Origin of the sequence: Streptomyces sp. NPDC005485, from assembly GCF_040606085.1 — a bacterium.
Taxonomy (GTDB): Bacteria; Actinomycetota; Actinomycetes; order Streptomycetales; family Streptomycetaceae; genus Streptomyces.
In genome coordinates, this window is sequence record NZ_JBEXDZ010000083.1 from 16,846 (window position 1) to 39,122 (window position 22,277).

Consider the following 22,277-nt stretch of genomic DNA (forward strand, 5'->3'; position numbering starts at 1 on the left):
GGTCTGACGCTTCCCCTCGGCCGATTTGGTCAGATGGAAAGCACCACTCCTCACCGATTCGGGTGAGAATGGCGGCTCAGGGGTGGACGAGTGCAGGGACGGTAAGCCGCCGCCGACGACGGAGGTAAGGCACACATGGCACCGTACGAATCCGATCACGCGTTGACTGGCGAGGCGGAGGCCGAGGCCGAGGACGTGCGCGCAGGCCGGCGGAAGGCGGCGCGTTACGTCGTCCCCGTCGCGGTGGTGGGGGTGGCGGCGGCGACCATCGGGCTCGTCCCGGCCCTCGCCGACTCCGGCGACCCCGACCTGGCGAAGATCAGCGCACAGCAACTCGTCGAGAAGATCGCCAAGTCGGACGTACAGCAGCTGTCCGGCACCGTGAAGATCAGCACCGATCTGGGGCTGCCCGACTTCGGCGGCCTGGTGGGCGGTTTCGCCTCCGGCGCGGCCAGGGGCGACGGCGGCTCGTCTGCCGACCCGCAGTCCAAGCTGCTCGAACTGGCCTCCGGCACGCACACGCTGCGCGTCGCGGCCGACGGCCCGGACAAGGGCAAGGTCTCGCTCCTGGACAGCGCCGCCGAGTACAGCGTCATCCACAACGGCGACCAGGTGTGGGCCTACGACAGCAAGTCGAACGAGGTCTACCACGCGACGGCGCCGAAGTCCGACGACGCGAAGAAGGGCGACAGCCGGAAGACCCCCCACGGGGACGACGTTCCGGCCACGCCCAAGGAACTCGCCGACGAGGCACTGAAGTCGGTCGACGACACGACCTCCGTGACGGTCGACGGCACGGCGCACGTCGCCGGGCGCGACGCGTACCGGCTGGTCATCAAGCCGAAGCAGTCCGGCACCACGGTCGGCGCGATCACCATCGCGGTGGACGCGAAGACCGGTGTGCCGCTGAAGTTCACGCTGACCCCGGCGAGCGGCGGCGCGGCCGTCGTGGACGCGGGCTTCACCCAGGTCAGCTTCTCCAGGCCGGCCGCCTCCACGTTCGACTTCACGCCGCCCAAGGGTGCGAAGGTCACGGAGGAGGGTGACGCCAAGGCGGACCGGAAGGCCGACGGCAAGTCGCTCCCGAAGGGCGCCGACGACTTCGGCAAGGGCCTCGGCAAGGGCGACATGGGCGGCAAGGGCGACACGGGCCTCGACGGCATGAACGTCATCGGCAAGGGCTGGAACTCCATCGCCTCCTTCGACACGGGCGGCGAGGGCGTCCCGTCGGGCTCGGAGGTCGGCGGTGACGTCGGCGGCTTCCTCGACTCGCTCGGCGACAAGGTCACCGGCAAGTTCGGCTCGGGCACGGTCTTCAAGACCCGCCTGATCAACGCCCTGATGACGGACGACGGCAAGGTCTACGTCGGCGCGGTCACCAAGGACGCACTGGTGAAGGCGGCCGACGCCGCACAGTGATTCCCGTACGCACCTGACGAGTTGAGTCGAGATTGAGGGAGCCCATGGAGGAACGGTCCGCCGCGGAGCCCGACATGGTGGACACGGTGATCGCCACGCGCGCGCTCACCAAGCGCTACCGCGGCGGACAGCTCGCCGTCGACGGTCTGGACCTGACCGTCCCGGCGGGCAGCGTCTTCGGCTTCCTCGGCCCCAACGGCTCCGGCAAGACGACCACCATCCGCATGCTGATGGGCCTGATCGAACCGACCACGGGCACGGCGCGGGTCCTGGGGCACCCGATGCCCCGCGCCTCCCGCACCGTGCTCCCGCACGTCGGCGCCCTCATCGAGGGACCGGCCCTCTACGGCTTCCTCTCCGGACGCGACAACCTGCTGCGCTACGACGCCGCGGACCCGACCGCCGACCCGCGCACCCGGCGTACGCGTGTGTCAGCCGCCCTCGACCGGGTCGGTCTGACGGCGGCGGCCGGAAAGAAGGCGAAGGCGTACTCGCTGGGCATGAAGCAGCGGCTCGGGCTCGCGGCCGCGCTGCTCCAGCCGCGCCGCCTCCTCGTCCTGGACGAGCCGACCAACGGCCTGGACCCGCAGGGCATGCGCGAAATCCGGTCCCTGATACGGGAGTTGGCTTCCGAAGGCACGACCGTCTTCCTCTCCTCGCACCTCCTCGACGAGATCGAGCAAGTGTGCACCCACGCGGCGGTGATGGCACAGGGACGGCTGATCACCCAGGGCGCGGTGGCGGACCTCGCGGCGGGCGCGCGGAGCCGGCTCGTCGTGACGACCCCGGACACGGCGGACGCGGCACGGGTGTTGAAGGAGCAAGGGGTGGCGGACCTCGTCGTCACCGACACCGGGGTGACGGGCGAGCCCCCGGACCGGGACCGGGAACTCGGCGAGCTGAACGCGGCGTTGGTGACAGCGGGCGTTCGGGTCCGCGGCTTCGGAGTCGAACGGGCTTCGTTGGAGGACGCGTTCGTGGCGCTGACGGGGGAGGGGTTCGATGTCGCAGGCTGAAGTGACCGCGCCGGTCGCCAGGAAGGTCAGTCCGCTGTGGACGTTCGGCCTGCTGCGCAGCGAACTCGCCATCGCCTTCCGGCGGTGGCGGACGCTCGCGCTCCTTGCCGTACTGGCGGCCGTGCCCGTCCTTGTCGGCGTCGCCATCAAGATAGAGACGAGCGACGGCTCGGCGGTCGGCGGCGGGGGCGGCGAGGGCCCGGCGTTCATCGCGCAGATCACCAACAACGGCCTGTTCCTGGTGTTCACGGCGCTCGCCGCGACGCTCCCCTTCTTCCTGCCGATGGCGATCGGTGTCATCGCGGGCGACGCGATCGCGGGCGAGGCGAACGCGGGAACGCTGCGCTATCTGCTGGTGGCGCCCGCGGGCCGTACCCGCCTGCTCCTCACCAAGTACGCCACCACCATGGCGTTCTGCCTGGTCGCCACCCTGGTCGTGGCGGTCTCGGCGCTCGCGGTCGGCGCGCTGCTGTTCCCGCTGGGCGAGCTGACGACCATCTCCGGAACCCGGATCAGCTTCGGCGAAGGGCTGGGGCGGGCGCTGTTCATCGCGCTCGTGGTGGCCGCGTCACTGACCGGGGTGGCGGCGCTGGGCCTGTTCATCTCGACACTCACGAACAGCGGCATCGCGGCGATGGCCACCACGGTCGGGCTGCTCATCACGGTCCAGATCCTCGACCAGATCCCCCAACTCCACGCCCTTCAGCCGTACTTCTTCTCCCACTACTGGCTGTCCTTCGCCGACGTCATGCGCGACCCGGTGTACTGGGACGACCTGGTCCGCAACCTCGGCCTGCAGGGACTGTACGTCGCGGTGTTCGGCTCGGCGGCGTGGGCGCGGTTCACGACGAAGGACGTCACGACGTAGGGGGCAGGCGCGTCACGCGGCTTCGTACGGGAACCGGGCGAGCGGCGGCTTCTGCGCGAAGAACGTCTTCGCGCGGGTCAGGGCCGCCTCGTCCTTCAGTACGTCGCCGGGCTTGCTGCCGTTGCCCAGCAGGACCCCGCCGAAGTGCATGCCCATGTACGCCGCCGAGTTGTTGAGCGTGCCGATCAGCGGCTCGGCGACCTCTTCCTCCTCGTGCGCGAGCGCGGTGACGCCCCAGAGGGTCCGCCCGGCCATGGTCTCCTTGAAGTCGACGCCCGGGGTGCGCAGCCAGCCCGACCAGTAGTCCAGGTAGCGCTTGGAGTGGGCGGACACCGAGTACCAGTACAGCGGCGACGCGATCACGATGTCCGTCGCGGCGAGCGTGGCGTCGAGCAGCAGCCCGACGTTCCCCTCGGTCGGCCGCACATGATCCGCGTCGTGCCGCAGATCCTCGAAGTCGGGCAACGGATGCTCGGCAAGACTCAGCCAACGCTGCCCCACATCACCGGGCAGCTGCTCCGCCGCCCTGCGGGCCAGCAACTCGGTGTTGCCGGCGGGGCGGCTGCTGCCGAGGAGGAAGAGGAAGCTACGGCTCATGGGGACCCCCGGGTGCGTGGCGTGCGACGACTACGTGCGCACACATTATATGCATGTGCATGCAGCCGTCCAGGGGGCCTGCCGCCTACGGCTCCAACTGCAGCTCGGCCCCGTCCCAGCGCATCAGGTTCTGGAACAGCTCGGCCTGCTCGATCGCGTCGTCCAGTGCGTTGTGCGTATGAGGCCGCGAGGACAGCAGATGGCGCGGCATCGAGCGTTTTGTCGATCCGATGATCGGCGAGGCGGCTTTGGCCGCGTACAGCGTCTTGAGATCCAGGCACCGGGAATGCCCAAAGGGTGATCCATTACTGGCGAATTGCATGAAATACCAGTACATCCACATCCAGTCGTAGCCCAGCGGATAAGCCACGAACACCGGAGCGGCGCCCAGCTCCCCGGAGACGGTGGCGAGCCAGTCGGCCGCGGCGTCCATGGCCTGGGTAGGCTCCTGACCCTCCCGGACCAGCCGACCGCGATCCAGTCCGCCGACCGCCAGCGCCTCCGGGTCGTAAGCCTCACTGATCGGCTTCAGCTCGGCATAGAACGTCCGCTCGGCCGGCTCCACCGCCTGGAACGTCACACCGTCGCGGACCCCCGCGACCGCCAAGCCGAAACTCGACATGGAGTACGGCCCGGGAACGGGACCGTCGGCCTCCACGTCGGCCGAAACGTAGAACTCTGCTTTTGCCATTGTTCTCTTCTCGTTGCGAGTCCGCTGGGGGAATTGTTGTCCTGGGGAGGGGCCTCACTCGACCTTGCGCAGGATGGCCTGCCAGTCCTCGGTGTCGATTCCGTCGATTCGATCCAGCCTCCAGGTGTCGCCTAGTACGGGGAAAGTCTCTCCGACGTGGAGGTCGTAATCCCGCTCCTGGTCCGTGACCACGCAAAGGGTGAGGACGGGTGGCGCGCCTTCTGGAGTGTGGAGCTGGACGGTGATGAACCTGGCGTCCGCAACTCTTCCGGCCACTCCGTGACCGAGCATCAATACCTTGATCATTTCCCTCTCTCCGTCGTCGTGTAGAACTTCAGGAAGTTTTTTCTGAATTCTTGAACCCTCAAGGGATCGGGGTGCCGATAATTATGCGGGTTCCGGAGGTGTAGGAAGCCCTTTTCGTCCACTGCGGTTACTTCGTACGCGTGAGAAGGGATAAGCCTGTTAGGGAGTTTTGGGATATCTTCCGGCTTTTTGATTGTGCCGACAATTATGGGGCGGCCGTCGGCGAGTTGCTCCCGGAATTCGCCGACTAGCTGGCGATCCGGGCTCCGGCCCTGCGTGTCGTACTGGGTGGGGAAATCCTCGGTGTACGCGGTTTCGCCGGTCAGTTGGGTGAGCAGCTCCGCGCGCTCGTAGGAGCGGCTCCCCCGGTCGAGACGGGCGTACCCGGTAGCTTTTTTGGAGCGGCTCTCGTCCCATGTCTGATCGGAACCGGCAATTGCCTTCTCCAGGATGGGAGTCCAAGCAGCTCTGCTGTCACCCGAAGTTCCATATGCCGGCTCGTTGGAAGCGCCGTCCACGACAGGCAGGTCGGGCGTTACGGTGAGGACCGTGAATTCCCCTGTCGCCTCGTAGCGCCTTGTGTCGCCATAGAGGGTGTACTTGGTTTGGTGGAGCCTCACTTCGTACGTGCCGTCCTCAATCTCCCGCACGCACTGGGTGATCATCTCCGGCCGATGCCCGGCCACTGCGCCCATGGTGGCAATGATTCCGCAGTCACCGAGAGAGCCCTGCGCCGTCTGCTCCCGTGTGGGCTGCCCGTCGAACAGTGGAACGCGCGTCCCGTCGGGGCGGTCGAGCGGCGTCCCGTAGCGAACCTGGGGGACGCCGGTCTCCGGCAACTCCTTCGCATTGAAGTCCGGCCGGTCGACCGTGGTGCGCGCCTCGGAGGGTTTGTCGACGGGTTCCCTTCGCGGAGCCGTCGCGTCGCGTAACCGTTTCAAAATGGAACGTTCGAGTACGTCCTCATCGGATGCGGAGTCGGACGCTTCGGTTGCCTCATAGGGGGCGGGGGCAGGCTCGGATGCCTCGGTGTACGAGGCCGGGTCAGGGGCGTCCCCGGGCGCGGTGTTCTCATCCGGCGTCGGAGGCAGGGGTCCGGTGACTTCCCTGGGATCGGGCGCTCTTCCTGGGTCAGGCGCATCCTCGGCGTGGATGGATTCCACCGGGTCCGGCTCGGGTGGGGCATCGGCAAGCTCGGGGGCTTCGCTGGGTTCCAATGGTTCTGGTGTTTCGACGGGGTCCGGTGGTGTGGGGGCCTCGGTGGCCTCCAGAGGCTCTGACGCCTCGGCGACCTCCGGTGCCTCCGGCGCGATGACGGGCTCCGTCGCATCCAGCGGCTCGACGGTTCCGAAGGCCTCCGGCACGTCAACGGTCCCCGATGGTTCCGGGGCCTCGGTGGCGGGTCGAGCCTCCGACGGGGCGGGCGGTTCCACGGGATCCGTGGGCTCGGCGGTCTCCGTCGGCTGCGGTGCCCCCGCGTCCGCCCCGGCCTCCGTCGGATCCGGTGCGTCCCCCGTCTCCACGGCCACCGGAGCTTCGACCGGGGTTGTCGGGTGTTCGGTCGGGCGGTCGCTCATGTGGGGGTTCCCGGGGGCGTGGGGGCGTGGGAGCGGTAGAGGCGGGCCCAGGGGAGGGTTTTGCGTTGCCAGGCGGTGCGGGCGATGTGGATGAAGACGCAGGCGTGGTAGTCCGCGACGGCGGCGGCGCTCGTGTCGGTGTCCGCCGGAGGCAGCGGCACCGTGTCGGCGACCCCGGCGACCCAGTCCGTCGTCGACGCCCACCAATCGGCCTGGCCCGGCTTGGACTTGGGGTACTCGGCGACCCGCTTCTTCAGCTCGGTGGCGTGCTCCGGCCAGACCGCCGTACCGGCGCGGGAGCGGAACGCGCAGCGGTGCCGGCAGCCCTCGCAGTCCGCGAAGGGGGCGAGGGCCGAGTCGACGCGAGGATTCTCCGACGCGAACTCGCGGAAGCGGGCGGCCAGTTCGGCGTCGTCGGCCAGGGGGGCGCGCTGCACGCCCGCCTCCCGTGCCGCCTCGGCCCGCACGTCCGGCACCCGGATCAGTGCGGGCCGGTCGATCCGGTCGTGGTGGGCGAACGCCTGGAAGGGTTCGAGCGTGGCCGCGTACCGCTCCTGGTCCGGGGAGAAGCGCATGGTGCCGCCGATGAGTTCGCGGTCGGCGGCGGACGGGAGGCGGTGCATGACCTTGAGGTTGGTGTTCTTGTACGCGTCCTCGACGAGCTTGCCGGGGACTTGCTCGACGATGACGATGCCCTCCCCGTACTTGCGGTTCTCGGCGAGGGTGTTGGCGAACGCCTGGGCGGCGCGGGCCTGCGCGTTGCCCTCCTTGGCGTCGCCGGACTGCGCGAGGGGCTGGCCGAGGAGCCGGTGTGCCTCCTCGATCACGGTGACGTGGGAGAGGGAGCCGCCGGCCCGGTTCGCCTTGTAGTGCTCGGTCATGGACTGCAGGAGCAGTGCCGTGACCAGTGACTGCTCCTTCTCGTTGTCGCCGACCGCCGCCAGCTCCACGACCACGGGGCGGCTCAGCAGCTCCTCGACCGGGTACGAGCGCGCCACGTCCAGCGTGCTGCCGCACGCACCCTCGGCCAGCGACTCGGCGCGCAGCCGCGACGCGGCGACGATGTTGTCCCGTACCTCACCGGAGTAGTCGAGCTGCTCGCACTGCGTCTTCATCTCGGTGATGAAGTCCCGCAGGGTGGGCCAGTCGTGAGCCGGGCCGGCGATGTCCGTCGGGACGATGCCCTTGCGGGCGTACGTGGCGCGCAGGGCCCGGTTGTAGATGCCGGGAAGGGGGTCCCAGAGTCCGAAGGCGGCGTCGAAGCAGGCCATCAGCCCGGCCGTATGGGTGCTGATCCGGACGCCGGACGGGACCTCGAAGGGGTTCAGGCGCAGCGGCGCCGTGCTCTCGTCGCCGACGGTGAGGACGACGAGGTCCTCGAAGCCGGGGCGGGTTGCGAGCCAACGATAGTCGTCCAGCGTGGAGTTGACCGGTTCGATGACGAGGAAGGGGATCCGGTGGTCGCGCCACAGCTGTTCGCAGAAGGCCAGCGTGGTGTTGGTCTTGCCGGAGCCGGTGGTGCCGACGAAGAGCGCGTGCCGGGTGAGTTCGCCCAGGCCGATGCCGAGCGGCCCCGCCGGGGTGTCGTGGACGAGCTGCCGGCCGAGGGTGACGGCGGGACCGTCGGCGCGGTAGGCGGTCTCGCCGGACATGCCCGGACGCCGTACCGGAAAGCCCGCCATGTGGCCGTTGACCGCGAGCGGCAGCCGGAACGCGGCACCCGCCTCCCGCGCGTCCACGAGGTCGGCGAGCAGACGCAGCGGAGGCGAGAGCGGTTCCGGCAGACGCCAGCAGTGGTCGCCGCCCCAGCGGGGCTGTTCGAGAGTCGTCAACCCTTGCCAGAGAGAAGGGAGTTCACCGGCCCCCGGCCGTACGACGCTGTGGGCCGGGCCCGTGAACGTCTCCGTCAGTACGCCGTCCTCGCGGGCCTGCTCCTGGGGGGACACGGTGGCCCCGACCAGCTCGGTCAGCGACTCGGGTACGGGTGCGGGCGAGGCCAGGGCGACACGGATCCGGAAGGCGCGGTCGGTGTAGCGGCGCGCGGCGTCCGCGTACACGCGCGATGCGTCCACGGCGAACGCGTCGGGCGCGAGCTGCGTACCCGGCGACCACAGACCGTCCGGCAGCTGGCCCGCGGTGCCGAGCCGCCCGTACTGCGTGGCGACGCGATGCAGCAGCGGGCCCAGGTCGCTCGGTACGACGTACGGCTCAAGGCCGATGGTCAGCATGACCGGGTACGGGTGCGCGGCCAGCGCCTGCCACAGCGCGTCCCACGGCGGGGCGGACGCGGTGAACGGCTGCGGAGCCAGGTAGTAACTCACGCCCGCGTCCGGGCGGTTGGGCACGCCGGTGCGGTACCGCTTGCGGATCTCGGCCACGCCCGCGGCCGGTTCGGGCGCGAAGGGAGTGAGCAGCCGGGCCACCTCGGTCTCGTCCTCGACCGGAGAGGCGTGCACATGCCTCGGCAGCGCGGCCAGGCGCGCCCGCAGCGCGAACGCGGCGGCCTCGGCCTCGGCGCGGGTGGAAGCCGACACCCGGCCGAGGAGCGCACAGGACAGGCTTCGCTCGGCCGGGTCGGTGAGATAGCGCAGCTCGACACGTTCCCCGTGCGTGACATCCCACTGCCCGGTCAGCCAGGCGGTCTCGGCAGCGACGGCCTTGACGCGACGTTCGGCCTCCGGCAGGCCCGCGTACTCCTGGGTCTCGGTCAGGTCGGCGGCGGCATCGACACGTACGGCCGTCCAGGCCCAGACGGTCGTCCCGTCGGAGACCGTCAGCACACCGCCGGACGGACCTTCGACCGGCAAGTCGGCGACCGGCGACCCCGCTGCGGTCAACTGCCGTTCCAGGGCTGGATGGTGGTGGTGCCCTGCGGGGGCACGGGCGGGCCCGGAGGCGGTGCCGGCAGCTGCGTGGGCAGGGAGTGGCCGGGAGGCACCGGCGGTGCGGGCGGCGCCGAGGTGCTCGCCTGCACCGGCGGCTCCTGGCCGAAGGTCGAGGCGAGCGGCACCTCGATGCCCTGTATCGCCGTCTCCACGCCCTCGCGTGCCGCGGAGTGCACCGCCTCACGCATGGCACGCGGCCGCTCGGTGCGCAGCATCTGCTGGAGGTTTCCGGCGCGGTTCAGCATCCCGCCGATGATGTCCTTCACGAAGTGCCCGATGACCACGGCGCCGGGGCGGCTGCGCCACATCGTCCAGCCGACGTACAGGCTCGTTCCGTATGCGAAGACCGTCACGTAGGCGACGTAGCGGCCGCTGGTGATGACCAGCCGGTTGTGCACGACCTCCGGTGTGATGTCGCTGCGGACGCGGGCCGGTACGGCCGAGACGGGTATCCGCCGGCGGGCCAGTGCGCCGTAGATCGCCGCGTACGAGGAGGTCGACGCGGCGGCCTTGTCCTCCAGGAGCGTCTTCCACTCCGAGACCGGTTCGTTGATGCGGGAGAAGAGGAAGACCACCCAGAAGACGACGAACGACAGGAGCAGCCCGGGGCCGATGGCGTCGGGAAAGTTGCCTGTGAGGATCGCGGGGAGCAGGCCGAGGGCCATGAACACGAGCAACGACGCCACGAACCCTTGGAACCAGAGGGACTTGATGCTCTTGAAGTCCACCGACTCGTCGAAGCTCAGCTCGACGTCACGGTATTGGAGGGTCTGCGTGCGGTAGGCGGCGTTCGGCCCCACCGCTCCGGCTGCCGCCCAGGGGACAGCCCCTCCGGTGCCTGTCACGTCCATGGTCCCCGCTCCCCGTTCTCTCCCGCGCTCACCTGCCCCGTGGGCAAATTCCCTGTATGCAAAGGCGGTTGATCACACTAACCGAGTGCTCCCGCCCGGTCACCGGGCGGGTCCGCCGCCGGCCTGCGGCTGCGGTCGGGGAACGCGCGGCGGCTGCGCGGCCGGGCCGGTGGCGGGGGCCGCGGACGACCCCCCGGGCGCGCCTGAGCGACGTGTCGACTGGAGCCTGGCGGCTCCGGCGACGGGATTGGCGGCCGGCGTGGCACCACCCTCCGAAGCCGCGCCCGGGCTGCCCGAGGTTGCCCCCGCCGCGCCCGAAGACTTGGCCGGTCCGCTCGCACCGCTCGGAACGGCAGCCGGGCTGGTTGCGCTGCTTGATCCTGCGGCGGGGCCGGTCGTACCGCCTGTGCCTGCGGCCGGCTTGTTCGTGCCGTCCGAAGCCGCGGCTGGACTGCTCGCGCCACCGGGGGGCGCGGCCGGGCCCTTGGCGTTGCCCGATCCTGCGGCGGGGCCTTCCGGCGTCGGGCCGGGGGTGGTCCACGCCTTGCCGGTCGCGGGGGTGGCGGGTGCGGGTCCCGAAGACGCGGGTCCGGAGGGCGTGGCCGGGGCGTTCGTGGAGCCCGCGCCGGTTGGTGCGGGCCCGGCGGGTGTTGTGGGCGCTGGGGTCGTGGCCGGGTTGTTGGCGTTGCCCGAGCCTGCCGCGGGGCCTTCCGGTGTCGGGCCGGCGGTGCTCGGAGCCTTGGCTGTCGCAGGGGTGGAGGGTGTGGGGTTCGACGGTGCGGGCCCGGCGGGTGCGGGCGCCGAGGGCGCGGCCGGGTTGTTCGTGGAGCCCGAGCCTGCTGCCGGGCCCCCCGCCGTCGGGCCGGCCGGTGCCGGCCCCGAAGGTGTCGAAGCCGCAGTCCCTGAAGCCCCGGGCCCCGCGGCCGCTGGCCCCGAAGCCGCAGGCCCTGAAGCCGCAGTTCCCGAAGCCGCAGTCCCCGACGGCGCAGGTCCCGAAGCCGCAGGCGCCGAAGCTGCAGGCCCAGAAGCCGCACGCTCAAACGGCGCCGGCCCCGAAGCCGCAGGCCCCGAAGGCCCCGGCGGCGCAGGCGGCCCGTCGCCCGGGGTCGGGCCGTCGCCCGGGCCGCCCTCTGCTGACCGGTGCTTGGCCAGGTGGGAGCCCTGGAGGGCGGTGGCCATGAAGCCGGCGGCTACGTTGCCGCTTTCTGCTGGGGCCGTTTTGGCGTCGAGGAGGGAGAGGCGGGCCATGTCGTCGCGGCTGAAGACGTTGCCCGGGAGCATGCGGGACGCGGCGCCCGTCACGTCGACCGTGTGCTTCTGGTCGCCGGCCTCGAAGTCGAGCCGGTAGCCCAGGTATTGGCGGTCCTTGTCGAAGAGGAGCTCCCCCTGGACCTGGCCGCCGTTCTCGCGGGCCCAGGTCTCGACGGACTCCAGGGTCTCCGGAAGCCGCGAGACCCGGCCGAGGCAGGCGACGTAGGCGTCGCCCTCGATGCCCAGCGGATTCCCCCCGCTGTCGAGGGCCGCAAGCCGCACCTGCCCGTCTGGACCGGGCACCGTGCCGACCTCGCCCAGGCGCCGGTCGGAGTAGGTCACCAACCGCCCGTCACCGCCGTACTCGGCGTCGTGCGCACGGCGCAGCGCCGTGTACTGGGCGTCGTTGTGCAGCACGAACGGCGCGTCCTTGCCGACCATCAGAACCCGGGCGTCGGGATTGGCCTGCAGGATGATCTCGGCGTTGGCGATGGCGGCGCCGCCGACGCCCGCGATCAGCCACTCGTTCGCGGCCCCCGGGTTGTAGTCGCCGTCGCCCACCTCGTCACCCATGAGAACCCGGCCGGGAGCCGCGCTGCGCGCCTCGTCCCAGGCCGCGGTGGCTCGCAGGGTCTCGGTGGCCCCGGCCAGCCGCGGATCGGCGGCCGCCCCGAGCGCACCGGCGACGGCGGGCTCGGAGAGCGCGGCCAGCGTCGTCGCGGCGCGGCCCTCGCCCTCGGGCAAAGCGAGCAGCCGGTCCCGGGTGGCCAGCGCCTCGGGCGTGCCGGCGGCGCTCAGGTGCTCGGCGATGACCGCGGTCGCCTCGGGCACGGTCGGCACCTGCCGGTTCGCGCCGGGGATGATCTCGGGAGGGATGCCGGTGGCGACGAGCGGGGAGCCCTGGACCTCGATCTTGACCGGCGGTGAGCCGTCGCCGGGGCTGATCTCGGCGATCAGGCGGCCTTCCGCACCGATCCCCAGCGAGGCCTTGCCGTCCACCAGGGGACCGCGGGCGGCCGCCGTGTCCTCCCACATCTGGAGCGCGCCGAGCGGAACCCGTTCCTGCGGCTGGGCGACCTGATACGGGTCGCCCATCCTGCTCTCCCTGAGGTGCCGTACCTGGTCGGCCGACTGGACGATGGCCTCGATCGGGTCGACATGCCACCGCCCGCGCGCGTCCACCAGCGTGACGAAGGGGTCGCGCCCGGCGAGCGCGGCACCGCCGCCGATCATGATCTCGCGCTGCGGGTGGCGGCCCTCGGGCAGCATCGCCTGCTCGGCCCGGAGCTGGTCGAGGGTCTGTGTGCTGAGCGCGGTGCGCTGCTCCGCGGCGGTGGCGGCGGCCGCGGCCAGTTCCGGGCCGGGGACGGGCGTCCCGTCGGAGCGCAGCCCCGGCACGGGGAACGGCGGGTCCGCGGCGGGCGCAGCCGCCTGTGTCGTCTCGCGGGCGCGCACCTCGACCAGGGCCTGGGCGTCCGGCACGGCCAACCGTTCGGCGGGCACGGCGAGTTCGGCCATCGCGCGTCGTGCGTCCGGCGTGAGCAGCGGGAGCGCGGTGTCCCGCCGGATGTCGGCGGCGTACTGCTCGACGGTGTGGCCTTCCCCGCCGATCGGGCTCCTGGGCCGCAGGCCGGAGCTGTCGACCAGCGCGGAGAACTCCGTACGGGCTTCCTGGCGTTCACCGCTGGCGAGCGCCGTGTCGTTCATCCGGGTCGCCAGATAGTTGAACTCGCCCACCCGGCCGCGGTCCGCGTCGGACAGCCGCGTCCGGTCGGGCAGCGTGGCGCCGGAGGCGAGCAGGTTCTCCAGCGGAGCCGGACCGCCCACGGCGGCGCGGTCGCGTACGGCGAGCAGTTCGCTGATCTCCCGGCTCAGCACCCGGCCGACCTGCTCGGGCGGCAGCCGGTCGGAGAACTGCACGACGTACCGGTCGGTCGTGGTGTTGGTGAAGGTCCGGGCCCGGTCCTGGTCGGGCAGCGCGGCCGTGTCCAGGCGGAGTTCGACGCGCTTGCCCTCGGTGTCGCTCAGCGAGAAGAAGCGGCGGCCGTCCTCCTCGATGACGCCGCCGCTGCGCAGCCGGTCTCCGTACAGTCGGCTCAGTACGACGGGCAGCGCGGCCTCGGCCTCGGCGAGCAGCCGCGTCTCGTCGTTGCTCAGGTTCACAGACGTCCCCCCGTTCGGCGTCCTGATGGCCGTAGGATCATGCCATGTTGATCGCACGTTCGATGCAGGAAGCGCATCTCTATATGGACCTCCACGCCTGCGTCTGCGGGGCGGAGTCGTTCGATCGGCAGCACCGGCTGGTGGACCGGGGCGGCGAACTGGTCTCGGTGTACGAGGGCGTGTGCGCGCAGTGCGGCAGGACCCGGTCCTTCGAGTTCGTGGTCCTGGACGCGGAGCCGGTGACGCCCCCTGCCTTCGGGGGCGCGGAGCCGTCGCGGATCATCGACCCGGGCGAGTTCCTGTGGGCCGGCGACCAGGTGTCGACCGACTCCGGGCTGCGGCTGCTGAACACACCGCTCGCCGAGCACCGTGAGGTCCGGCCGGCCACCGCGTACGCGATCGCGGCCTTCGAGGAGGTCGCCAAGTTCCTGCCCGAGGGCGCGGACCGCATCCCCGAGGACCGGTTCACTTCGGAGCGCGGCCGGGAGATGTACGCCAAGGACCCCTCGCGGTTCACGCGCCCGGAGATCGAGGACGCGCTGGAGCTCAAGCGGCGGATCCTCGCGGGTATCGACCGGTTCAGCCCGCCGCAGGGCTGAGCGCAGGGCGGACCCCCGGGGGCCGCCCGGGTCCGGCGGGCCCGCGGGCCCGGTGCGGTCAGGCTCCGTGGGGTGCCGCCCGGGTGCCGAGGTCCAGCAGCAGGGCCATGACGCCGACCAGGGTGGCACTGCTCACGATCTCCTTCCGGGTGATCATCGCGGGGAGGTCGGTCAGCGGGATCCACTCCAGCCGGTCCGACTCGTTCTGCTCGGTGGGCTCCCCGACACGTACGCAGCCGTCCGCGCGGAACACGAAGTGCTGGGAGTCGGTGATTCCGCCCGCGGGCTGGGCGTAGACGAGTTCCCGCAGGGAGTCCGGGCGGGGCCGCCTGCCGGTCTCCTCCTCCAGCTCCCGGGCGGCGGCGCCGGCAGCGCTCTCGCCGTCCTCGACCAGCCCCATGGGCAGCTCCCACGCCCAGGTGTCGGTGACGAAGCGGTGGCGCCACATCATCAGGACCCTTCGGTGCTCGTCCACGGCCGCGGTGACGGCGAGGTCCCGCAGCCGTACGACGTGGTAGTCGCCGCGTGTGCCGTCGGGCCGTTCGACGTCGAGTGAGCGCAGTCGTACCCATGGGGTGTCGTGGAGCGTGTGCTCGCCGTGGACGGTCCACCGCATACCGGTACCGGCTCCGTTCGGTGTCGTCGTCGGTGTCGTCTTCGCTGTCGTGGCCGGTGTCGTGTCCGGTGTCGATTTCCGGGGCGCTGGGGTGGTCATCTCGCGGGCCCGCCGCCCCCGCCGGGTGCCTGCGCCGGACGTGGAACGCGCGGCGGCTGGGCGGAGGCGGCGTTGCCGTTGCCGGCGCTGGGGGTGGCGGTCGTGCCCGACCCGGAGCGGAGCCTGCCCGCTGCGGCGGTACGGATGACGGCGTCGTTCTGCCGGAAGGCCGGCGACGTCTCGACCGAGCCGGTGCGGACGGCCTGTCCCGAACCGGTCTGCTGCCCTGGACCGGTCTGCTGTCCCGAACCGGCCTGCTGCCCTGAACCGGCCTGCTGCCCTGGACCGGTCTGCTGCCCTGGACCGGTCTGCTGCCCTGAACCGGTCTGCTGTCCTGAACCCGCCGTCTGTCCCGAACCCGCCGTCTGTCCCGAACCCGCCGTCTGTCCCGAACCCGCCGTCTGCCCCAAACCCGTCTGCTGCCCCGGACCGCCCGTGGACGCACTCGTCGCCGCCGGTACGCCGAAATTCCCGCGCTCGGAGGTGATCAACCCCGTCGCGAGCCCCTTCTCGACCAGTTTCTCCGCGTTCTCCCTGCCGATGGAGAAGCCGCGCCCCGAACCGCTCTCCGCGTAGATGCCCTTGATCAGGCCCTCGGGTGCCATGCGCCCGCCGTACCAGTCGCGGCCCGCGTCGAACTCGGCGCGTCCTTGCTGCCAGCGGTTCGCGTTCTGGGCCAGGCACTGCTCGACGGGCACCTCGACGGACAGCATGGCGCGCTGGGTGTAGCCGTCCTGGCGCAGGTCCTCCAGGAGCTTGCCGCTGCGCTCCACATCACGCAGAGCGGTGTCGTAGAGGAGGTTGTGCCCCTCGGACCTGGCCCACTGTTCGAAGACGCTCAGGAGGTACGCCGACTCCCGGTGGGTGAGCGAGGCCATCTCGGCCGGTGCGACGGCCCGGCCGTCCGACAACTCCTGGACGTGCGGGGGCACCTGAGGAGCACCGCCGTGCTCGAAGATGGCCACCTTGAACTCATCGGGGTCGAGGTGCACGTAGTCGCGTACGTCGACGCCGTGCACCTCGGCCAGCGCGCGCCCCAACTCGTCGTTCTGGCCCTGCCATTCGGCCAGTCCCCGCAGAGCGCCGCCCTTGCCCGCGCCGGGCGCGCCCGCGGTGAACAGGGCCGCGTGGCCGTCGCGGGGCAGCCCCTCGCAGCGGGACTTGAAGTCGTCGAGGATCGCGGCGTGCATGCGCTCGCGCTCGGGGGTCCAGACCACGCCTTCCCGGAACTGCCCGAAGGTGTCCCGGTCGCTGGGGCCAAGGTCGCCGCCGAGGGACATGCGGGTCTGCAACTCTCGGTACTGCGCCCGGTATTCGGGGGAGAGGCCGGTCTCCGGTCCGTCGGTCGTCATGGGCGGAGCCCCTTCCCGGCGATCCGGTCCGCCGCGGCGATGCGCTGCTGGATCTCCTCCACGTCCTGCCGCGTCAGCTGTCCGAGCAGGCGGGCGGCGGACACCACGAGCATCGTGTTGTCCTGGTGGATCGGTTCGGTGTCCCCGTCGTCGATCTTCTCCTCGGGCTCGAACGGCCAGGAGGCCACGGTGGCGATCATCCGCTCGCGCTCGATCATTCCGGCGGCGTAGATCCCGAGGTAGGCGCGGAGGGAGGGGGCGCTCGCGTTGCCGCTGGGCGGGACGCGCGGGGTATCCGTCATAAGAGGTGGTTCCTCGTCGTCAGAGGGAGGGGTGAAGGGGGCGCGGGAAGGGGCGCGGAACGGCCGTCGGTCACCGGAAGGCGGCCTCGTACGCGCCGGACTCGACGGGGGCCTCGACGCCTTGCCCGACGCCGTACGGCTCGACCGTCGGCGCCGCCTTCGTCCGGTGGCTGCCCGCCTTGCACCCCGCGAACGGCCCGCTGGGCGAACGGAGTTCGGAGAGCACGGGTCCGAGATGGTCGCGGTGCCAGACGGCGGGGCCGGCCGCGCCCGCCGCGGGGTCGGTGAGCTCCTGCCAGGCCAGCCACAGGCCGTGCAGCCGGGCGACCGCCTCCAGGTGCTCCCACCAGCGCGGGCACCAGGGCTGCTGGGAGGTGACCTCGCGGCCGTAGACGGGCAGGAGCAGGTCCGACACCCACAGGGCCAGCCGGCCCATCTCCTCGGCGTACTCCTGGCCGTCGAGGTAGAGGATGAAGGGCGGCGCGGCAGCCGCCTCCTGCTGGGGCTCGGTGGTCATCGGATGATCCCTTCGGCGGCGCGAGCGGTGATGGCCTTGACCTCGGCCTGGGCCGCGGTCGCGATGCGGTCGGCGCCCGGATCGGCATACCAGGGGCGGAGTTTGACCAGGGCGGGCTTGATGCCGGTGGCCAGCAGGAGGGCGGTGCCCTTGGGCAGGGCACGGATGCGGTCGGCGGGCAGGATGCGTTCGAGGCGGTACGACGTCGAACGGGAGCGCCCGTCCTTGCTCTTGGAGTAGCTGACCGTCGACACGTCGTGCTCACCGACGAGCCGCGAGACCTTCTCCACGAAGTCGGCGTCGTCCAGGCCGGCGCCGAGCAGCTTGATGGTGGCCGCGCCCCACAGCGCGTCCATGCCCGCCTCGCCCCACACCCGGGTGCCCTGCCGGTAACTCTGCAGCAGAGTCACGATGTTGATGCCGCGTGAGCCGAAGTGCGAGTACAGGTCGGGGAGATCGGAGATCCGGCAGACGTTCGCGGCCTCGTCGAGCACCGCGGTCATCGGCGGGTCGAGCCGTCCGCCCATCCGCTCGGCGGCGACAACTCCCGCCCGCAGTACGGAGTCCGCGGCCGCCGCGATGACGCCCGCCGCGGACCCGCCGCCGTCTTTGGAGAGCAGGTACAGCGTGTCCCGGGACAGCACATGATGGGACGGCAGGAACTGCGGGAGATCGGGGTCGGGGGTGACCCAGGCCGCGATGCCCGGGTCGAGCAGACACGCCACGCACTGACGGGCGGTCTCGTAGATGCCGTCGCGGGTCTCCACGGCGCCCTGCACGGTGCCCTGGAGCTGGTCGGCCAGCGCCGCCATCCCGGCGTCGCGCAGCAGGTCGACCGGCGTACGGTCCGCGGGGTCGGCCAGCCAGGCCAGCACCTCGCCGACCTGCCGCTTGCCGCGGTTCGCGGCGTGGAACAGCGCGGTGAGCGTGTTCTGCGCGGCGGAGATCCAGAAGTCCCGCTTCGACGCGTCGTCGTTGACCGCGCCGACGAAATGCCCGGCCAGACGGCGGGCGCCCTCGATGGTCGACGCGTCCGCGAGCATGTCCCACCACAGGGTGCGCGGCGTGTGCGCGATGCCCTGCGGGTCGAACGTCCAGATCCGGCCCACGCGTTCGCGCTCGGCGCGCGTCACGCTGTACACGTCCGCCTTGTTGGACGTCAGCAGGACGCTGCCGCGGGCGCGCAGCACGCGCGGGACGGCGATGGACGTGGACTTGCCGGCGCGCGGCGCCATCAGGTCCAGCTCCACGTCCTCGTAGCTGGAGCGCAGTTCTGGGCCGTTCGGGTCCAGGTTGCCCAGCAGGTTGCCGGTGTCGTCCGCCTCCAGCTTGCCCAACTTGGCGAGCGACGGACGGAGTTGACGGGAGCGTTCCGCCGCACCCTTGGGGAGCAGGCCGGCCAGCTCCTTCCTGCCCGCCAGACCTGTGGGCCCCGCCACCCGGTGGCGTACCAGCATGATCAGGACGACCACGCCGGCCACCACGCCGCCGAACACGGTGGACATGCCCGCCGCGAGCGCGGTCATGGAAGCCGTGGGCCACACCTCGGCCGGGCCCTCCTTGACGAGGGTGGCGAGGGTGGAGAGGCCGAAGGGCGGCGGGTGCCATCCGGCGCCGCTGACGGCCGCGCCCAGCGTGCCGCCGAGCCAGGCGCCGAAGAAGAGGGTGCCGATGAGGAGGGCCGCGCCCGGCACGATCCAGGGGAGGAGGTCGTCGCCGGAGGTGCGTTGTGGCTTGCGTGTGGTCATCTCGGGTTCCCCGTGTGGTGGTTGCTGTGGTCGGACGGCCGGCTTCTCGCCCCCTCCGCCCCTGCCCGTCCCGTGTTCCGGGGGTCCGCCCCTCGCCCCCGTGTCGCGCTCGTCCTCAAACTCCCCCACTCTCGGCTTCGCTCGAGCGGGGGGACCCCCATGACGGGCTGGATATGCTCAGCCCAGTCCCTTGGCCAGCGACGTCTTGCCCGCCTCCGACCACCGCGTGTTCGTGTTGTGCAGCGCCCGCTCGGTGTCGGTGATGGAGACCTTGATCGGGATACCGGGGCGCCCGCCCACCTTGATCAGGAAGCGGCCGCGCCCGGGCGGCTCCTCGTTGCCGCCGCTGGAGGCCCACCCCGGCGGCGACGACCACGACGAGACGAGGTCCATCTCGCGCTCGGACATACCGACGATCTCGCCGAGGTCCTTCATCTCCGAGCGGGGAAGCCCGGCGCAGACGACCATCCCGGCGCGCTCGACGAAGCCGCGCGCCTTCGCCCGGTCGGCCTCGCTGCCCAGCGCCTCCGCGTCCTTCAGGGTGTGCGTGATCTTCGCGTCGCCGAGGCCGAGCGAACGGTTGAGCCGGGTCAGCGCGTCGATCCGCTCGACGATGCCGGAGGCGGCCCGCAGCGGGCGCCACAGCTCGTCGAGGACGGTGAAGAACCAGCGCTGCGGGGCGAGCCCGGCATCCGCGAGGGCGTGCGCGGCGGCCACCGTGCCGAGCCCGTCGGACCAGGCGGCGAGCATCGCGGCGGCGGTCAGCTGGGTGTCGGCCTCGCCGATGCGGGAGATGTCGACGCACACGGCGGGGGAGGCGGGGTCGATCCGGGTGGACGTCTCGGAGGCGAAGGTGTCGCCGAGCGGCCCGTCGAGGACGCCGAGCAGGGAGCGGTGCAGCGGGTCGACGGCCTCCTGGTAGCGGGCCTGGTTGCCGCGGTCCAGGGTCACCGCACGGACCCGGTCCGGGCCCTCGTCCAGCACCTTCAGCAGGTCAGGCAGCAGCGGGGCGCGCCCCGGCTTCGTACGCTCCGCGAGGTGGTGCAGACAGGCGGAGAGCACCGACTGCTCGTGGTCGTCCATCGGCCGGCCGCGCACGATGGTGATGAGCGCGGCGACCATGTTGAGGACACGGCCGTGGGCCTCGGCGGACAGGATGCGCCCCCGCTCGCCGCCGATCCGGACCGCCGCCTCGCCCATCGCGCCCGGGTCGAGGACGTTGATGCCGCCGACGCCGCGCCCGATGGAGATCACCTGGCCGCCCAACGCCCGTACGGTGTCGGCGTAGTCGGGCTTCAGGTCGCCGAGCACCAGCGGGGTGATGCCCGTTGCGCACATGCCGATCAGCATCCGGTTGACGAGCGTCGACTTGCCGAGGCCCGGCATGCCGAGCATGAACAGGGACGGGTTGGAGATGTAACGGGCCCGCGTGAACCAGGAGATGGGGTCGCCGCACACGGTGGCACCGGTGTGCAGATGCTGCCCGAGCGGAACGCCGGTCATCGGCGCACCCGACCCGGCCGCGAACGGCCACAGTCCGCACGCCTGCACGGTGGTCGCGCGCCACAGCGCGGGCGGGTCGACGTGCCCGACCTGACCGCCACCGGGGCCGAACCAGCCGCGCGGGGGCGCCACTTGCGGACGTACGACGGACGACTGCTTGGTCACAGCGCCTCCCTGATCTGGTACGGAACGAGGGTGTGCTCCCACGGCAGCAGGCCGACGGGCAGCGTGCAGGTGAAGGCCGAGGCCTGCATCCGGTCGGCGGGGCGCATCAGGATGCGGGACGACGCCTGGAGGTTGCGCACGGTGATGCCCGCGTCCGACAACTGAGCCTCGTCATCGACGGTGACCGTCACCATCATCGAGAACTCCACGAGCCCCGCGCCCGCCGCCTCCTCGGCCGCCGTCTGCTCGGCGGCCTGCATCTCCGAACTGGCCCGCGCCTGCACGAGACCGCGCTTGGAGCCCGCCATGAAGTGCGCGGAGCGCCGGTCCGACTCCACGATGCGCGCGGAGGTCGCCGGGTCGATCGGCCGGTAGACGAGCGAGACCCGCTTGCGCCGGGTGCCGGGCGCGGGCTCAAGAAGGCCGCGCAGAACACTCGACCTGACCGTCCCGCGCGGTGCCAGCGTCAGCATCCAGGTGCGCGAGACACCCGAGTCGTGCCGGTACGACGTCACGGTCTCGACCGCGGCCGCGGGGCCGGCGTCGGCCCACTCCAGGCCGGTGGTCGAGTGCTCGGCGCGGGCGCTGAGGACGGCCGGGGCGATCGCCGGGTCGAAGGCGACCCGCACGATCTCGGAGAGCCGGTCCGCCGCGAGCGGGTAGGCGGAGCCGCCGCCCGCCGCGACCAGGCCCGACAGCAGTCCCGGCAGCCGCATCGACAGGTCGGTGATGATGTCGTCGACGCTCCGCTTGGGGCCGCCGGCCGGGCCGTACGTCAGGGCGATGTACGTGTGCATCTCCGAGGACGCCGACGGATAGCGCTCGACGACCTCCTCCATCACGGCGCGGGCCGCGGCCGGAGCGGTGGGCGAGATCCGCGGCAGCACCTCGGAGGCCAGCCGGGTCCCGGTGTCGGGCGCCGTCTCGACGACGACCTGGGCGCCGCGCAGCCCCGGCTCGTGCGAGAGCCGCGCGAGCCAGTCGCCCCAGGACGCCACCCAGATGTCGACCTGCTGCGGGTCGACCAGCGAACCGCCGTCCGGCTCGCAGGCGAGCACCACGGTGTAGAGGCCGCGGCCCGGGTGGTGCAGCACGCCGAAGGAGCGGTTGTAGGCGTCCCGGCCCTCGTACATCTTCGTGCGCGCGAGCAGCCCGGGCGGCTGGTAGCGGCCGCCGGGGCGCTTGGACAGCGGCCCGGAGACGTAGGTGTGCGAGCCGTTCGCCTTGCGCCGCATCCAGCCGATGCGGACCGCGAGGACCTGGTAGACGTTGCGCCCGTCGACGGTGCGCAGCGCCAGCGGGGCGAGGAAGAGGCCGGTCGGAACCAGGACGATGATCGCCGCCGCCAGTGAGACCAGCGAGGCGAGCAGCGCCACCAGGAGTCCGCCGAAGGCGACGACGGTGCCGAGCAGACCCAGGGGGCCGAGGCCGGGACGGCGGGGCCTGCGCCAGTTCCCGTACGTGGGACGCGTCATGGCGTCGGTGGACATGGGTTTCCTTCTTCCGGCTTCGGGCTTCAGGCGTGCGGGGCTGGTGGGGCCCGGGGTGGTGACCCCGGGCCCCGGGGGGCCTGTTGGGGCAGGCCTACTGGTTGTGGCCCTTCATCCCGTCGTTGTCGTCGAGGGAGTTGGTGACTTCGGAGGCGGCCGCGACCGTGGTCTGTACGGCGACCGCGGCGGCCTGCACGGCGAGCGCCGCGCCACCCGTGGCCGCGCCCGCTGCGGCGGTACCTCCTGCGGAGGCCGCGCCACC

18 protein-coding genes are annotated in these 22,277 nt (G+C 71.7%); 4 read left to right on the forward strand and 14 right to left on the reverse strand.

The features are described from left to right. Positions 1–135: 135 nt before the first annotated feature. Genes ABZS97_RS25715 through ABZS97_RS25725 form a run of 3 tightly spaced genes read left to right on the forward strand, consistent with a single transcriptional unit; the run spans position 136 to position 3,303 of the window. Complete coding sequence (locus ABZS97_RS25715) at positions 136–1,419, forward strand: DUF2092 domain-containing protein (RefSeq protein WP_356140932.1); 1,284 nt, start codon at positions 136–138, stop codon at positions 1,417–1,419. A gap of 44 nt (positions 1,420–1,463) precedes the next feature. Further along, positions 1,464–2,435, forward strand: a complete 972-nt coding sequence (locus ABZS97_RS25720; protein WP_356140934.1) for an ABC transporter ATP-binding protein — start codon at positions 1,464–1,466, stop codon at positions 2,433–2,435. After that, positions 2,422–3,303: an ABC transporter permease gene (locus ABZS97_RS25725; protein WP_356140936.1), complete on the forward strand. Its 882-nt coding sequence runs from the start codon at positions 2,422–2,424 to the stop codon at positions 3,301–3,303. The genes ABZS97_RS25720 and ABZS97_RS25725 overlap by 14 nt, the downstream gene beginning before the upstream one ends. Before the next feature lie 12 nt (positions 3,304–3,315). Here the strand turns inward: ABZS97_RS25725 and ABZS97_RS25730 are convergent, their stop codons facing one another. From ABZS97_RS25730 to ABZS97_RS25760, 7 genes are all read right to left on the reverse strand, one after another. Next, positions 3,316–3,900: an NAD(P)H-dependent oxidoreductase gene (locus tag ABZS97_RS25730; RefSeq protein ID WP_356140938.1), complete on the reverse strand. Its 585-nt coding sequence runs from the start codon at positions 3,898–3,900 to the stop codon at positions 3,316–3,318. Positions 3,901–3,985: 85 nt separating this feature from the next. Next, entirely contained in the window at positions 3,986–4,591 is a 606-nt protein-coding gene (locus tag ABZS97_RS25735; RefSeq protein ID WP_356140940.1) for an exonuclease, read from the reverse strand. Between the two features lie 54 nt (positions 4,592–4,645). Next, positions 4,646–4,897, reverse strand: a complete 252-nt coding sequence (locus ABZS97_RS25740) for a DUF6406 domain-containing protein (protein WP_356140942.1) — start codon at positions 4,895–4,897, stop codon at positions 4,646–4,648. Continuing rightward, positions 4,894–6,474, reverse strand: a complete 1,581-nt coding sequence (locus tag ABZS97_RS25745) for a C2 family cysteine protease (RefSeq protein WP_356140944.1) — start codon at positions 6,472–6,474, stop codon at positions 4,894–4,896. The genes ABZS97_RS25740 and ABZS97_RS25745 overlap by 4 nt, the downstream gene beginning before the upstream one ends. Further along, positions 6,471–9,311, reverse strand: a complete 2,841-nt coding sequence (locus tag ABZS97_RS25750) for a DUF87 domain-containing protein (RefSeq protein ID WP_356140946.1) — start codon at positions 9,309–9,311, stop codon at positions 6,471–6,473. Before ABZS97_RS25750 ends, ABZS97_RS25745 begins: the two co-directional genes overlap by 4 nt. Continuing rightward, a complete protein-coding gene (locus tag ABZS97_RS25755) occupies positions 9,308–10,210 on the reverse strand; it encodes a hypothetical protein (RefSeq protein ID WP_356140948.1) in 903 nt (300 codons plus the stop codon). Before ABZS97_RS25755 ends, ABZS97_RS25750 begins: the two co-directional genes overlap by 4 nt. A 99-nt stretch (positions 10,211–10,309) precedes the next feature. Next, a complete protein-coding gene (locus ABZS97_RS25760) occupies positions 10,310–13,624 on the reverse strand; it encodes a hypothetical protein (RefSeq protein ID WP_356140950.1) in 3,315 nt (1,104 codons plus the stop codon). Positions 13,625–13,668: 44 nt separating this feature from the next. Here ABZS97_RS25760 and ABZS97_RS25765 point away from each other — a divergent pair, with 44 nt between their 5' ends. Further along, positions 13,669–14,223, forward strand: coding sequence for a hypothetical protein (locus ABZS97_RS25765; RefSeq protein ID WP_356140952.1), 555 nt, complete (start codon positions 13,669–13,671; stop codon positions 14,221–14,223). Between the two features lie 58 nt (positions 14,224–14,281). On the opposite strand, the gene ABZS97_RS25770 is transcribed toward ABZS97_RS25765, so the two are convergent. The 7 genes from ABZS97_RS25770 to ABZS97_RS25800 all read right to left on the reverse strand — a co-directional run bounded on the left by ABZS97_RS25770 (position 14,282) and on the right by ABZS97_RS25800 (position 22,015). Continuing rightward, positions 14,282–14,839: an NUDIX hydrolase gene (locus ABZS97_RS25770; RefSeq protein ID WP_356140954.1), complete on the reverse strand. Its 558-nt coding sequence runs from the start codon at positions 14,837–14,839 to the stop codon at positions 14,282–14,284. A gap of 95 nt (positions 14,840–14,934) precedes the next feature. Further along, complete coding sequence (locus ABZS97_RS25775) at positions 14,935–16,290, reverse strand: zeta toxin family protein (RefSeq protein WP_356140956.1); 1,356 nt, start codon at positions 16,288–16,290, stop codon at positions 14,935–14,937. Then, a complete protein-coding gene (locus ABZS97_RS25780) occupies positions 16,287–16,592 on the reverse strand; it encodes a hypothetical protein (protein WP_356140958.1) in 306 nt (101 codons plus the stop codon). Before ABZS97_RS25780 ends, ABZS97_RS25775 begins: the two co-directional genes overlap by 4 nt. Positions 16,593–16,662: 70 nt before the next feature. Beyond that, positions 16,663–17,109 (reverse strand): DUF4913 domain-containing protein, encoded by a 447-nt coding sequence (locus ABZS97_RS25785; protein ID WP_356140960.1) that lies wholly within the window; start codon positions 17,107–17,109, stop codon positions 16,663–16,665. After that, positions 17,106–18,857, reverse strand: a complete 1,752-nt coding sequence (locus ABZS97_RS25790; RefSeq protein WP_356140962.1) for a TraM recognition domain-containing protein — start codon at positions 18,855–18,857, stop codon at positions 17,106–17,108. The genes ABZS97_RS25785 and ABZS97_RS25790 overlap by 4 nt, the downstream gene beginning before the upstream one ends. A gap of 177 nt (positions 18,858–19,034) precedes the next feature. Further along, complete coding sequence (locus tag ABZS97_RS25795; RefSeq protein ID WP_356140964.1) at positions 19,035–20,525, reverse strand: ATP/GTP-binding protein; 1,491 nt, start codon at positions 20,523–20,525, stop codon at positions 19,035–19,037. Then, positions 20,522–22,015, reverse strand: coding sequence for an SCO6880 family protein (locus ABZS97_RS25800; RefSeq protein WP_356140966.1), 1,494 nt, complete (start codon positions 22,013–22,015; stop codon positions 20,522–20,524). The genes ABZS97_RS25795 and ABZS97_RS25800 overlap by 4 nt, the downstream gene beginning before the upstream one ends. Between the last annotated feature and the right edge of the window lie 262 nt (positions 22,016–22,277).

Excerpts from the sequence above, each read along its gene's own strand:
- ABZS97_RS25765 (WP_356140952.1), top strand. The coding sequence starts at position 13,669 with ATGTTGATCGCACGTTCGATGCAGGAAGCGCATCTCTATATGGACCTC.
- ABZS97_RS25725 (WP_356140936.1), top strand. The coding sequence starts at position 2,422 with ATGTCGCAGGCTGAAGTGACCGCGCCGGTCGCCAGGAAGGTCAGTCCG.
- ABZS97_RS25715 (WP_356140932.1), top strand. The coding sequence starts at position 136 with ATGGCACCGTACGAATCCGATCACGCGTTGACTGGCGAGGCGGAGGCC.
- ABZS97_RS25720 (WP_356140934.1), top strand. The coding sequence starts at position 1,464 with ATGGAGGAACGGTCCGCCGCGGAGCCCGACATGGTGGACACGGTGATC.
- ABZS97_RS25800 (WP_356140966.1), bottom strand. The coding sequence starts at position 22,015 with ATGTCCACCGACGCCATGACGCGTCCCACGTACGGGAACTGGCGCAGG.
- ABZS97_RS25745 (WP_356140944.1), bottom strand. The coding sequence starts at position 6,474 with ATGAGCGACCGCCCGACCGAACACCCGACAACCCCGGTCGAAGCTCCG.
- ABZS97_RS25730 (WP_356140938.1), bottom strand. The coding sequence starts at position 3,900 with ATGAGCCGTAGCTTCCTCTTCCTCCTCGGCAGCAGCCGCCCCGCCGGC.
- ABZS97_RS25770 (WP_356140954.1), bottom strand. The coding sequence starts at position 14,839 with ATGCGGTGGACCGTCCACGGCGAGCACACGCTCCACGACACCCCATGG.
- ABZS97_RS25785 (WP_356140960.1), bottom strand. The coding sequence starts at position 17,109 with ATGACCACCGAGCCCCAGCAGGAGGCGGCTGCCGCGCCGCCCTTCATC.
- ABZS97_RS25790 (WP_356140962.1), bottom strand. The coding sequence starts at position 18,857 with ATGACCACACGCAAGCCACAACGCACCTCCGGCGACGACCTCCTCCCC.
- ABZS97_RS25735 (WP_356140940.1), bottom strand. The coding sequence starts at position 4,591 with ATGGCAAAAGCAGAGTTCTACGTTTCGGCCGACGTGGAGGCCGACGGT.
- ABZS97_RS25775 (WP_356140956.1), bottom strand. The coding sequence starts at position 16,290 with ATGACGACCGACGGACCGGAGACCGGCCTCTCCCCCGAATACCGGGCG.
- ABZS97_RS25780 (WP_356140958.1), bottom strand. The coding sequence starts at position 16,592 with ATGACGGATACCCCGCGCGTCCCGCCCAGCGGCAACGCGAGCGCCCCC.
- ABZS97_RS25740 (WP_356140942.1), bottom strand. The coding sequence starts at position 4,897 with ATGATCAAGGTATTGATGCTCGGTCACGGAGTGGCCGGAAGAGTTGCG.
- ABZS97_RS25755 (WP_356140948.1), bottom strand. The coding sequence starts at position 10,210 with ATGGACGTGACAGGCACCGGAGGGGCTGTCCCCTGGGCGGCAGCCGGA.